This is a genomic window from Streptomyces sp. NPDC002888 (genome assembly GCF_042888465.1).
Classification (GTDB): Bacteria; Actinomycetota; Actinomycetes; order Streptomycetales; family Streptomycetaceae; genus Streptomyces.
In genome coordinates this window covers 17,621-29,923 of sequence record NZ_JBIAPU010000001.1, presented here as the reverse complement: position 1 = coordinate 29,923, position 12,303 = coordinate 17,621, and the positions used below count along the sequence as shown (strand labels likewise).

At 71.4% G+C, this 12,303-nt stretch carries 12 protein-coding genes; 7 read left to right on the top strand and 5 right to left on the bottom strand.

Translation table 11 applies throughout. The annotated features are described in order from the left end of the window. Window positions 1-237: 237 nt before the first annotated feature. Together ACFYWX_RS00115 and ACFYWX_RS00110 are read right to left on the bottom strand one after the other, a co-directional pair. Window positions 238-936, bottom strand: coding sequence for a response regulator (locus ACFYWX_RS00115; protein ID WP_389421729.1), 699 nt, complete (start codon window positions 934-936; stop codon window positions 238-240). Continuing rightward, window positions 933-2,243 carry a sensor histidine kinase gene (locus tag ACFYWX_RS00110; protein ID WP_389421728.1) on the bottom strand — a complete coding sequence of 437 codons (1,311 nt, stop codon included), beginning with the start codon at window positions 2,241-2,243 and terminating at the stop codon, window positions 933-935. Before ACFYWX_RS00110 ends, ACFYWX_RS00115 begins: the two co-directional genes overlap by 4 nt. Window positions 2,244-2,458: 215 nt before the next feature. Here ACFYWX_RS00110 and ACFYWX_RS00105 point away from each other — a divergent pair, with 215 nt between their 5' ends. From ACFYWX_RS00105 to ACFYWX_RS00095, 3 genes are all read left to right on the top strand, one after another. Continuing rightward, a complete protein-coding gene (locus tag ACFYWX_RS00105; RefSeq protein WP_389421727.1) occupies window positions 2,459-3,166 on the top strand; it encodes an ABC transporter ATP-binding protein in 708 nt (235 codons plus the stop codon). After that, window positions 3,163-5,520 carry an ABC transporter permease gene (locus tag ACFYWX_RS00100; protein WP_389421726.1) on the top strand — a complete coding sequence of 786 codons (2,358 nt, stop codon included), beginning with the start codon at window positions 3,163-3,165 and terminating at the stop codon, window positions 5,518-5,520. The genes ACFYWX_RS00105 and ACFYWX_RS00100 overlap by 4 nt, the downstream gene beginning before the upstream one ends. A gap of 130 nt (window positions 5,521-5,650) precedes the next feature. Next, window positions 5,651-6,364 (top strand): hypothetical protein, encoded by a 714-nt coding sequence (locus ACFYWX_RS00095; RefSeq protein ID WP_389421725.1) that lies wholly within the window; start codon window positions 5,651-5,653, stop codon window positions 6,362-6,364. Window positions 6,365-6,430: 66 nt separating this feature from the next. Here ACFYWX_RS00095 and ACFYWX_RS00090 read toward each other — a convergent pair whose 3' ends face one another. Next, entirely contained in the window at window positions 6,431-7,195 is a 765-nt protein-coding gene (locus tag ACFYWX_RS00090; RefSeq protein WP_389421724.1) for an IclR family transcriptional regulator, read from the bottom strand. A 10-nt stretch (window positions 7,196-7,205) separates the two neighbouring features. Then, complete coding sequence (locus ACFYWX_RS00085; RefSeq protein ID WP_389421723.1) at window positions 7,206-7,667, bottom strand: MarR family winged helix-turn-helix transcriptional regulator; 462 nt, start codon at window positions 7,665-7,667, stop codon at window positions 7,206-7,208. A gap of 206 nt (window positions 7,668-7,873) precedes the next feature. Here ACFYWX_RS00085 and ACFYWX_RS00080 point away from each other — a divergent pair, with 206 nt between their 5' ends. Genes ACFYWX_RS00080 through ACFYWX_RS00065 form a run of 4 tightly spaced genes read left to right on the top strand, consistent with a single transcriptional unit; the run spans window position 7,874 to window position 11,679 of the window. Next, a complete protein-coding gene (locus ACFYWX_RS00080; RefSeq protein WP_389421722.1) occupies window positions 7,874-8,791 on the top strand; it encodes an SDR family NAD(P)-dependent oxidoreductase in 918 nt (305 codons plus the stop codon). A 2-nt stretch (window positions 8,792-8,793) separates the two neighbouring features. After that, the gene (locus tag ACFYWX_RS00075; protein ID WP_389421721.1) at window positions 8,794-9,678 is read left to right on the top strand and encodes an amidohydrolase family protein; all 885 of its coding nucleotides are present in this window, start codon (window positions 8,794-8,796) and stop codon (window positions 9,676-9,678) included. 11 nt (window positions 9,679-9,689) lie between these two features. Next, on the top strand, window positions 9,690-11,195 hold the full coding sequence (locus ACFYWX_RS00070; RefSeq protein WP_389421720.1) for a long-chain fatty acid--CoA ligase: 1,506 nt from the start codon (window positions 9,690-9,692) through the stop codon (window positions 11,193-11,195). A gap of 28 nt (window positions 11,196-11,223) precedes the next feature. Continuing rightward, window positions 11,224-11,679, top strand: a complete 456-nt coding sequence (locus ACFYWX_RS00065) for a MaoC family dehydratase (RefSeq protein WP_389421719.1) — start codon at window positions 11,224-11,226, stop codon at window positions 11,677-11,679. 49 nt (window positions 11,680-11,728) lie between these two features. On the opposite strand, the gene ACFYWX_RS00060 is transcribed toward ACFYWX_RS00065, so the two are convergent. Then, window positions 11,729-12,295, bottom strand: coding sequence for a hypothetical protein (locus ACFYWX_RS00060; RefSeq protein WP_389421718.1), 567 nt, complete (start codon window positions 12,293-12,295; stop codon window positions 11,729-11,731). Between the last annotated feature and the right edge of the window lie 8 nt (window positions 12,296-12,303).

Here is a 12,303-nt window from a genome sequence, read left to right as displayed (position 1 = left end):
TCGGGTACGGAGTGGGGTGCGCGGGTGCCTGGGACAGCCCTTCGAGAGTCTTTGAGAGCGCTCTCAAAGTGCGCCCAATGTGCTCTCAGCCATCCCGGTCGTCAAGAGGTGAAGCAGAGAATGTCGTTCTGGGGCACGGCGGTTCACCCGGTGAAGACCGCGGCCGACAGGTGCCGGTCGACCCTTGCGCTCAGCGGACGACGGCTGTGTCGTCATCTCTTGAGCTGCGGCTTCGGTCTACGTCTCCTCGGTGGACTGCCGGGCGGCCTCGTGTGCGCCGGCGCTGACCAGTCCTGTCTCGTAGGCGAGGATGACGGCCTGGACACGGTCACGGAGTCCGAGCTTGGCGAGGATGCGGGCGACGTGCGTCTTGACGGTCGCCTCGGCCAGGTGGAGGCGGGTGGCGAGTTCGGCGTTGCTCAGTCCGCGGGCCAGCAGGCCGAGGACCTCCAGTTCGCGCGGCGTGAGCGAGGCGAGGTCGTGGTGGAGGGCGGCGGTGTCGCCGCCGCTCTGGGCGAACCGTTGCACGAGGCGGCGGGTGATGGCAGGCGCGAGGAGAGCGTCGCCGGTACGGACCGTGCGGACGGCCGCGGTCAGATGCTCGGGGGTGACGTCCTTGAGGAGGAAGCCGCTGGCCCCGGCGGACAGTGCCGCGTAGACGTATCGGTCGAGGTCGAAGGTGGTCAGGATGATGACGCGGGGTTTGTCGGAGGCGCCGGTGAGGATACGGCGGGTGGCCTCCAGGCCGTCCATCTCGGGCATCCGGACGTCCATCAGGACCACGTCGGGACGGGTGCGGCGGGCGGCCTCGACCGCTTCGGTTCCGTTGGTCGCCTCGGCGACGACGTCGATGCCGTCGGCGCCGAGGATCAACCGGAATCCGGTGCGGACCAGGGTCTGGTCGTCGGCGAGGAGCACACGCAGGGGCTCGGTCACGGTGTCTCCAAGGGGATCAGGGCCTCCACACGGTAGCCGCCGGTCAGGCGCCGGCCGGTGTTCAGGGTTCCGTCGTGGACGGCGAGGCGCTCCCGCAGGCCGATCAGGCCCCGGCCGTTGCCGGTGGGCGCGCCCGCGCCCGGGTTTCCACCGGTGTCGGTGACTTCCACCCGGAGCCGCTGCGGGCCGTATTCGACGGTCACGGCGGCGGTGGCGCCGGACGCGTGCTTCACGGTGTTGGTCAGGGCTTCCTGAACCACGCGGTAGGCGGCGAGTTCGAGGCCGGGCGGGAGGGGACGGGGCGGGCCGGCCACGGTCAGGTCGACGGGCAGTCCGGTGTCCCGGACCCGCCCGACCAGCGTTTCCAGCTGGTCCAGGCCGGGTTGCGGGGCCAGCTCCGCCGCCGTATCGGCCAGGTCCGCACCTTTGTCCGTCCCCTCGCCCTCGTCGGCCATGGTGAGCAGCCCCATGACGTGGCGCAGCTCGGTCATGGCCGCCCGTCCGCCCGCCTCGACGGCGAGCAGCGCCTCGCCGGCCTGCTCGGGGGAGGTTTTCATGATCTTGCGGGCGGCGCCCGCCTGGATGATCATCACGCTGACGTTGTGCGTGACGACGTCGTGCAGTTCGCGGGCGATCCTGGCCCGCTCGTGCTCGACGGCCCGGCGCAGCGCCTCGGCCTGTTCGCGTTCCAGGGCGGAGAGCCGGGTGCGGCCCTCGTCGGTCCGGAGTTTCCAGGTACGCAGGCCGACGGCGGCCACGGCCATCGGGACCAGGATCAGAAGAGCGATGTATTCGTTGGGGACGATCGGTGTCACCGAGTTCCCCGAGGTGCCGACCAGGACGACCGACACCGGCAGCGCCGCCAGGGTCGCCACCCGGTACGGGCTGAACACGGCCGCGCTGTAGACGGCGATGACGAACGCGTAGAAGGTCAGCCGCAGGACGCTCTGCGGTGTCGCCAGCGTCGCGGCCGTCACGACGCACAGCACAGCGAGCGGGTAGCGGCGGCGCAGCGCCAGGGCACTCGAGGCGATGACCGCGAGGGTCACCATGAAGGCCATTCCGCCGGGGCCGGACGGGCGCGGCACGACGCGCTCCACGCCGGGTGCGATCTCACGCACTACGACGTTATTGGCGTTGTCGATGCCGTAGTAGACGGTGGCGATTCCGAGTGCCAGTGCCACCAGCGCGTCGAACTGCCAGGCGCGCCGGGTGGGCCGCAGCGGCGGACCGCTCGGAAGCCCGGCGTCGCGGACCGTCCGGCGGGCGGCTTCCCGCAGCCGCTCCAGCGTCGTACCTACGTCCATCACCGGTTCATTGTCGCCGCCGCAACGGACCCGCGGAGTCCGTCCCGGTGGTCATTCCCGCCGCACCGGATACATCACCCGCCTACATCGCAGGGATGACGTTTTTGGGGCTCATCCCAGCGCGGTACCGGAATGGGGCCGGGCGGCCGACGCGCGCGGGCCGGGCCCGCTCCTAGCGTTCACGCAGCCAACTGCCCGTACCCAAGGAGCCTTTCATGACCATGCCGGTGATCGAACTGCGCGAGGTGAGCCGCCGATACGACGACGGCCCGCCCGCCCTGCACGCGGCGTCGCTGACCGTGCAGCCCGGCGAGGCCGTCGCGATCCTCGGCCCTTCCGGCAGCGGCAAGTCCACGCTGCTCAATCTGATCGCGGGTCTGGACCGGCCCGATACGGGGACCGTCACCGTGGACGGGGTGCGGGTGGACCGGCTGGGCGAAGCCGGATCGGCGCTCTACCGGCGGTCGAAGATCGGCATGATCTTCCAGTTCTTCAACCTGCTCGACGATCTGACCGTCACCGACAATGTCGTCCTGCCCGCGCGCCTCGCGGGCATGGCACGTGGCGAGGCAGCCCGCCGGGCGGTGGAACTCCTGGAACTGCTGGGCATCGACCGGCACGCCCGCGCCTACCCGACGCGGCTGTCCGGCGGCGAGCGGCAACGCGTCGCGGTGGCCCGGGCGTTGATGAACCGGCCGCCGCTGCTCCTGGCCGACGAGCCGACCGGGGCCCTGGACACGGCCGCCGGACAGGACGTCAGCAGGCTGCTCACCGGCCTCAATGCCGAGGGCCAGACCATCGTCGTGGTCACCCACGACCTGGCTCTGGCCCGGTCCTGCACGAACCGTACGGTCCGGATCGCCGACGGCCGGATCACCGAAGACGTCCGGTCGCGGGCCGTCGCCCCGGAGGCCGTCCGATGAGCGCGCTCGGCAAGGTGGTGCGCTCGGGGGTGGGACGACGCCGGGTGCAGACGCTGGTGATCGGGCTCGCCACGATGATGGCGGTGGCCGCCTCCGTCCTCGGCGGATCGCTGCTCGTGGTTTCCGGCGCGCCCTTCGACGACGCCTTCGCGAGGCAGCACGGCGCGCATCTGTCCGTAGAGTTCGACGCGGGCAAGGCGAGCGCCGGGCAGCTGTCGAAGTCCAAGGACGCCGAAGGGGTGAGCGCCGCAGCCGGGCCGTTCCGTACGGCGACGGTCACCCCGCGGTCGGACGGGGCGGGCCCCGGGGGGCCGATGACCGTGGTCGGCCGGGGCGATCCCGGCCGGGACGTGGACGAGGTGGCACTGCTCGACGGGCGGTGGCCCACGCGCTCCGGCGAGATCGTGCTGTCCGCCAACTCCTCGCTCTTCCCGACCATGGGCATGAAGCTCGCCTTCCCCGATCTGCCCGGCGGTCCGACAGTGACGGTGGTCGGTGTGGCCCGCTCGGTCACGCAGACCGCTGACGCCTGGGTGGTTCCGTCCCAGATGCCGGCACTCACCGCGCTCGGCAGCGGCGGCTACCAGATGCTCTACCGCTTCACCGACGCGGGCACCGCCGCGCAGATCTCGGCGGGCGGCAAGGCCGTGACGGAATCCCTGCCGCCGGGAACGGCCGTCGGCGAACAGTCCTGGCTCACCGTCAAGAAGAGCGCCGAGCGCGACACCGCCGTCTACGTCCCGTTCCTCATCGCGTTCGGCGCACTGGGCCTGGTCATGTCGGTGCTCATCGTCGGCAACGTCGTCGCGTCGGCCGTCGGCACGGGAACGCGCCGCATCGGCATCCTCAAGGCTGTCGGCCTCACCCCGGCCCAGGTCGTGCGGGCCTACGTGGGCCAGGCGCTGATCCCGGCCGCCGCCGGCACGGCCCTCGGTGTCCTCGCCGGCCACCTGCTCGCCGTCCCCGTACTGGCCGAGACCGGGGAGGTCTACGGCACCTCGTCCCCGACCGTCGCCCCCTGGGTCGACCTGGCGGTGATCGCCGGGGTGCTCGGCCTGGTGGCGGCGACCGCGTGGGCGAGTGCCTGGCGGGCCGGCCGGCTGCGTACGGTCGATGCGTTCGCTGTCGGGCGTACCGCTTCGGCGGGGCGCGGCCGGTGGGCGGCCCGCCTGGCCGGACGGCTGCCGTTGCCGCAGCCGGTCGCCCTGGGCCTGGCCCGGCCCTTCGCGCGGCCCGCCCGCGCGCTGGCCATGGGCACGGCGATCCTGTTCGGTGCCATCGCCGTCACGTTCACGGTGGGAATGGGCGCCTCGCTCGGCCAGGTGATGAAGGCCAAGGCCCACGACGCCGCCGATGTCGTCGTGCCCGCGCCCTTGCCGGACTTCGGACCCCAAGGCCCACAAGGCCCTGGCCCCGGGAAGCAGCCCAAGGCCGATCCCGCCGCGGTCGCCGCGGCCATCGAGGCCGCCGCCGGAACCGGGAAGTACTACAGCGCCGCGACGGTACGGGCGACCGTGTCCGGCCTGACCGGCACCATCGACGTGAACGCCTTCACCGGCGACGCCTCCTGGGGCGGCTTCGCGTTGGTCTCGGGCCGCTGGATCGACAGGCCCGGCGAGGCCGTCGTCCCGACCCCCTTCCTGGCCGCCACCGGCACCCGCATCGGCGACACCGTCACCCTGAACGGCCTGGCCGAGCCGGTCACGGTCCGGATCGTCGGTGAGGTCCTCGACCCCCGTAACGACGGCATGCAGGTCTTCACCGACGCCTCGACCCTCACGGCCGCACATCCCGACCTGACGGAGACGAGCCATCACATCGCGCTCACGTCAGGCACCGACGTGACCGGCTACGTCGACGCGCTGAACAGGGATCTGGCACCGCTGGGGGCCACCGCTCTGGCCGGCGGGCTCGGCGCCGGCAGCGACATGGTCCTCACGCTCAACGCGCTGTCCGCGATCCTCACGCTGATGCTCGTCGCCGTCGCCGCGCTCGGCGTGCTCAACGGCGTGCTGCTCGACACCCGCGAACGCGTCCGGGAGATCGGAGTCCACAAGGCGCTCGGCATGACCCCCCGGCAGACCCTCGCGATGGTCCTCACCTCGGTCGTCGTGACCGGACTGGTCGCGGGCGCTCTGGGCGTGCCGCTCGGCGTGGCCCTGCACGGCTGGGTCATGCCCGCGATGGGCGACAGCGTGGGGCTCCGCCTCCCCGACTCCGTCATCGCCGTCTACCACGGGGCCGAACTGCTCCCGCTCGCACTCGGCGGCCTGCTCATCGCCACCCTGGGTGCGTTCCTGCCCGCCGGCTGGGCCGCCAGGGCCCGAACCGCCACGGCCCTGCGCACCGAATAGGAGGTCAGGTTCAGAGCTCGTGCCTCCGCCCCCACCGCAAGGAGCGGTGGGGGCGGTTGGCTGGTTGCTGTTCGATCACGTGTCGGACACGGGACCCGGCCCGTCCGCCGTCGCGGGAGAGCCTTGCGCCATGGGGACTGACGGGGGACGGAACGGGGCGGACTGCTGCGTGACCGTGCTGCTGGGCTTCGTTGCGCTCGTCGCGCTGCTGGCCGGTGGCTTCTGGTGGTGGGCCGTGGACACCGAGAACGACAACGAGGCGCAGGCGCGTGCCCAGATGAAGGGGGCCGCGGAGGCCGTGCGGGAGCGGCTGGCCGCCTCCGCGGCAGACGGCACCCTGCTGGGCACGGAGATCGCCCGGGGCCTCGGCAAGCCGATGCCGGGCGGCGACGTACGGCGGCAGGGGCGCACGGTCACCGTGACGGCCCGGTTCCACGGGGCGGCGCCGGGCTGGATGGTGGGCGGCACCACGGCCGACGGCTGCTACCGCTTCCGTGCCGACCCGCCGGACGTCTCCGCGCGTGAACTCCCCTACGAGGACTGCCTGAAGCTGCCCCACGTCGGCTACCGCGCACCCGAGGAGGTCGCCCCGGACGTCGTCGCCGAGCTGCGCGCCACCGTCGCCCGCGACGGACTCGACGCGGCCGGCGACGCCGAGGTGTGGCGCACCGGCGGCGTCAGGCTCCAGGACCAGGAGAACGCCGAGGGCCGGCTGACCGCGCTCGTGCGGCTGGAGGGGGAGACATCGGCCGTCTGGTACTGCTACGCGTTCCGCGTCCGGGTGGCGCCGGTGTCCGTCACGTACGAGAAGCTGACGCGGCAGGACTGTCTTCGCGGTACCTGAGCCGGTGATCGCCCGGTGCACCGGCAGAGTCGACGGGGCGGGTGCGGGCCGCGCCGGACCCGCGGTTCAGGCCGTGCCCGGCTGCCACCCCAACGCCCGTGAGATCCCGCGCGCCGCCATCCGCACCGCGGGGATCAGCACCGGTACCTGTGCGTCGGCCTGCGGTACGACGACCGACACGGCGGCGACCACCGTACCGCCCGCCCCGTGCACCGGCGCGGCCACCGACAGGGCGTCCTCGGTGACCTGACGGCTGCTCACCGCCACGTCGGTGCGCCGTACTTCGGCCAGCACCCGGCGCAACCGCTCGCCGTCGGTGATGGTGTAGGGGGTGAAGGACGCGAGGGGGCCCGCGCAGTACCGGTCCTGGACCTCCGGGGCGCAGTGCGCCAGCAGCGCGAGTCCGACGCCCGTGGCGTGCAGTGGCCAGCGCGCGCCGACGCGGATGTGCACGCCGACCGCCGACCGCCCGGAGAGCCACTCGGTGTAGACGACCTCCGCTCCGTCCCGCACCGCCAGCTGCACGTTCTCGTGCGTGGCTTCGTACAGGTCCTCCAGGTACGGCAGCGCGATCTGCCTGAGCGCGAGACCGCGCGGTGCGAGCGCCGCGACCTCCCACAGTCGCAGTCCGACGTGGTAGACGCCGGCGCCGTCCCGCTCCAGGGCACCCCACGAGGTCAGGGCGGCCACCAGGCGGTGCGCGGTGGTCAGCGTCAGACCGGCCCGGCGGCTGATGTCGGTCAGGGACAGCGCCGTGTGCTCGTGGTCGAACGCGGCGAGCACGGCCAGGAGCCGGTCGGGCGCGGAGCGGGTGGTGGTCGTGGCGGTCATCCGGTCCTCGTCAGGTCAGTCCGTCCTCGGCGACGCGCAGCAGGAGATCGTGCAGCGTCTGGCGTTCGGCGGGGTCGAGGGGGCCCAGCAGCTCGTTCGTCACGCGCAGGCCCGCCTCGTCGGTGTCGCGCAGGAATCCGCGGCCGTCCTCGGTGAGGACGACGATCCGGCTGCGGCGGTCGTCGGGGGAGGGGCGGCGCTCCGCGAAGCCCAGCTTCTCCAGGTCGTCGACCAGACCGACGATCGCGCTCGGGTCGTAGCCGAGGCGGGTGCTCAGCTCGCGCTGGAGCGCGCCGTCGGCGCCGGCGAGGAAGCGCAGCACCGCGTAGTGGCGCAGGCGCAGCCCCGACTCCTGGAGGGACGTGTTGAACAACTGTCCGGAGCGCAGGCCCAGGCGGTACAGGAGGTAGCCCGTGTCCGCGTGCAGCCCGCGCATCCACGGCTCGTCCGCGTCGATGGGATTCGGGTTCATGGCGTGCTGGCGGGTGATGGCGGGCTCCCTGGACTCGGTCTGTGATCTGTCTCGGACGGGGTGGTGCGTCGTGAGGGAGATTTCAGCATGCCGCACCCCGAGGTCATCAACAACTATTGACGTCAACAATTATTGCTCTTAGCTTCGATCTCGGAGCCGCACCATCCGGCACTCACCCCCGCATCCGCTCGTGAAGGGACTCGCTCGTGTCCACCACAGATCTCACCGGAAAGGTCGCCGTCGTCACCGGCAGCGGCCGGGGCCTCGGTCTCGCCTACGCGCACGCCCTGGCCGCCCACGGCGCCCGCGTGGTCGTCAACGACGTCGACGAGGCCGTGGCCGAGCAGGCCGTGAAGTCGATCGTCGAGGCGGGCGGCAAGGCCGTCGCCGAGGTCGTCGCCGTCGGCACCACCGAGGCCGCCGACCGGCTCGTGAACCGGGCGGTCGAGGAGTTCGGGCGGCTCGACATCCTGGTCACCAACGCGGGCATCCTGCGCGACAAGGTCCTGTGGAAGATGACCGACGACGACTTCGACGCGGTGATCGCCACCCACCTCAAGGGCACCTTCACCTGCGCCCGCGCCGCCGCCGTACGGATGCGCGAGCAGGGCGAGGGCGGCACGCTGATCCTGGTCGGCTCCCCGGCCGGCCAGCGTGGCAACTTCGGCCAGACGAACTACGCCGCCGCCAAGGCCGGCATCGCCGCGTTCGCCCGCACCTGGGCCATGGAGCTGGGCCGCGCGAACATCACCGTCAACGCGATCGTGCCGGTCGCCGCGACCGCGATGACCGAGACCATCCCCGCCTTCGCGCCGTACGTCGAGGCCCTGAAGAACGGGCAGCCGTTCCCGGACTTCCTGCGCAAGGGCGAAGGCTTCGGCACCCCCGAGGACTGCGCGGCCCTGGTCCCGTTCCTCGCCTCGGAGGCCGCCCGCGGCATCACCGGCCAGGCCATCGGCATCGGCGGCGACAAGGTGGCACTCTGGTCGCATCCGCAGGAGATCAAGGCGGCCTACGCCGATGGCGGCTGGACGCCCGACACCCTGGCCGCCGCGTGGCCCACCTCGGTCGGCGCGGAACTCCAGACGGTCGGCATCCCCGCCCCGAAGTTCCCGGAGGCCTGAGCATGGCGACCCTCAATGTCGAGGAACTCGTCGCGATCGACGTCCACACCCACGCGGAGGTGTCCTCCAAGGGGCACTCCTCCCTGGACGACGACCTGCACGACGCCTCCTCCGCCTACTTCAAGGTCGAGGGGAAGCGCAAGCCCACCCTGGAGGAGACAGCTGCGTACTACCGCGAGCGGCGGATGGCCGCCGTGATCTTCACGGTGGACGCCGAGTCTGCGACCGGGACGGCCCCCGTCCCCAACGAGGAGGTCGCCGAGGCGGCCGCCGCCAACGCGGACGTCCTGATCCCCTTCGCCTCCATCGACCCCTTCCGGGGGAAGGCGGGCGTGAAGCAGGCCCGCCGCCTGGTCGAGGAGTACGGGGTGCGCGGCTTCAAGTTCCACCCCAGCATCCAGGGCTTCTTCCCCAACGACCGGTCGGTGGCGTACGACCTGTACGAGGTGATCGAGGAGACCGGCACGATCGCGCTGTTCCACACCGGCCAGACCGGCATCGGCGCCGGGGTACCGGGAGGGGGCGGGATCCGCCTCAAGTACTCCAACCCGCTGCACGTCGACGACGTGGCCGCGGACTTCCCGCACCTGAAGATCATCCTGGCGCACCCGTCCTTCCCCTGGCAGGACGAGGCCCTGGCGGTCGCCACGCACAAGCCGGGCGTGCACATCGACCTGTCCGGCTGGTCGCCGAAGTACTTCCCGCCGCAGCTGGTGCAGTACGCGAACACCCTGCTGAAGGACAAGGTCCTCTTCGGCTCCGACTTCCCCGTCCTCACCCCCGACCGCTGGCTCGCCGACTTCGAGAAGCTGTCGATCAAGGACGAGGTGAAGCCGAAGATCCTCAAGGAGAACGCCGCCCGCCTGCTCGGGCTGACCACACCGTAAGGGGCGTCCAGATGCGCAACGAGGGACTGGGGTCGTGGCCCGCACGCCGGGCCCGCAAGACCCCCCACCGCACGGCCCTGGTCCACGGTGAGCAGTCGACCGACTACGGCACCCTGTATGCACGCACCACCCGGCTCGCGCACGCCCTGCGCGCCCGGGGCGTGCGCCGCGGCGACCGCATCGCCTACCTCGGCCCGAACCACCCCTCCTACCTCGAGACCCTGTTCGCGGCAGGCACCCTCGGCGCGGTCTTCGTCCCGCTCAACACCCGCCTCGCCGGACCCGAGATCGCCTACCAGCTCGCCGACTCCGGCGCCAAGGCCCTCGTCTACGGCCCCTCGCACGCGGGCCTCGTGGCGGGCCTGCCGGGCAGCACGGACGTACGGACGTACGTCGAGGTCGGCGCCGAGTACGAGGAGGCGGTGGCCGCCGCCGCCTGGGAGCCGATCGACGAACCGGTCGGTCCCGACGACACCTGCATCATCATGTACACCTCGGGGACGACCGGCCGCCCCAAGGGCGCCATGCTCACGCACGGCAACCTGACCTGGAACGCGATCAACGTCCTCGTCGACACCGACCTGATCGCCGACGAGCGCGCCCTGGTCTCCGCCCCGCTGTTCCACACGGCCGGCCTGAACATGCTGACCCTCCCGGTCCTGCTCAAGGGCGGCACCTGCGTCCTGGTGGAGGCGTTCGACCCGGACGCCACCTTCGACATGATCGAACGGCACCGGATCACCTTCATGTTCGGGGTGCCGACCATGTTCGAGCAGGTGGCCCGGCATCCGCGCTGGCCGCGCGCGGACCTGTCCTCCCTGCGGATCCTGACCTGCGGCGGTTCCCCCGTGTCCTCGCCGCTCATCGCGGCATACCAGGAGCGCGGCCTGACCTTCCTCCAGGGCTACGGCATGACGGAGGCGGCCCCCGGCACGCTCTTCCTGGATGCCGAGCACGCCATCAGCAAGGCGGGCTCGGCCGGGGTCCCGCACTTCTTCAGTGACGTCCGGGTGGTACGGCCGGACCTGGCACCCGTCGAGGTCGGTGAGACCGGCGAGGTCGTGGTGCGCGGACCGCACGTCATGCCCGGCTACTGGGGGCTGCCCGAGGAGACGGCCGCCTCCTTCGCCGACGGCTGGTTCCGCAGCGGTGACGCGGCACGGGTCGACGAAGACGGATACGTGCACATCGTCGACCGCATCAAAGACATGATCATCTCCGGCGGTGAGAACGTGTACCCCGCCGAGATCGAGGACCTGCTCCTCGCCCACCCGGACATCGTCGAGTGCGCGGTCATCGGCGTGCCGGACGACAAGTGGGGCGAGGTGCCGCGCGCGGTCGTCGTGCCACGGGAGGGCGCCTCGCCCGACCCCGACGAGGTGCTGGCCTCCCTGGCCGGCCGCCTCGCCAAGTACAAGATCCCGAAGTCGGTGGTCCTCGCGGACGAACTCCCGCGCACCGCCTCCGGAAAGCTCCTCAAGGCCCGGGTGCGCAAGCGCTTCGGCGCCGAGTCCTGACGTTCAACTCCTAGATAGGGAAAGCCACATGGGTATCACCGTCAACGGCATCGACGAACTCAAGAAGCTCGCCGGCAGCGACCTCGGCACGAGCGAGTGGATCGAGGTCACGCAGGAGCGCATCAACACGTTCGCCGACGCCACGGGCGACCACCAGTGGATCCACGTGGACCCCGAGAAGGCCGCCGAGGGCCCCTTCGGCGCCCCCATCGCCCACGGCTACCTCACCCTCTCCCTCTTCATCCCCCTGTTCACCGAGCTGCTCGACGTCCAGGGCGTCACCACGAAGGTCAACTACGGCCTGAACAAGGTGCGTTTCCCCTCCCCGGTGAAGGTCGGCTCACGCATCCGGCTGGTGGGGAAGCTGGCGGAGGTCGAGGAGGTGCCGGGCGGCGTCCAGATCACCGTCGACGGCACGATCGAGATCGACGGCGGCGGGAAGCCCGCCGCCGTCCTGCAGAGCCTGTCGCGGTTCTACGCCTGATCCACCGCTGTGGGAGCGCGCCGCGGGGCCGCGGCCCCTGTGCGTGCTCTCAACAGTGGTCCTTTTCGCCCGCTGCCTTCCGGATGACCGAAAGGCTTGCGACTTCCTCGACGCCGGGCGGGCGACTCTCGAACTGGGCGCGATTCAGGCGGCTCGCCACCTCGGTCGATTTCGCGTCGAACTTCCAGACGACGAGTTCATAACGCGTTCCGGCTTGTGTCTTGGAGGCACCTACCTGGAACGTGGGCACGCGCCACTCCTGCTCGTCCGCAATGTGATGAGCGAGGTGGTACTCCGCGTTGTCGAGGCCGTGCACCAAGAGCACCAGTGACGAGCCCTTCCCGGCTCGTCCAGTACCGTGCGCGCCCTTGAAGCACAGGTCGACCTGGGAGTTCGGTTCTCCCGCGATCGTGACGTCCGTCGATTTCGTGTCGTCCGGTGCGGAGGTGCCGGGGGAGTTCAGCGCGTTGATCAACATGACCGAGGCCACCGCGAGATTCGCGGCCGCCACCCCGAGTCCGGCGAATTTGTGGACGGACTGCTGCCTGTGCCTGGCAGCGAAGACGAGCGCCGCGACGAAGAGGGCGACGCAGATGATGGCGATAGGTATGTACACGTGCGCAT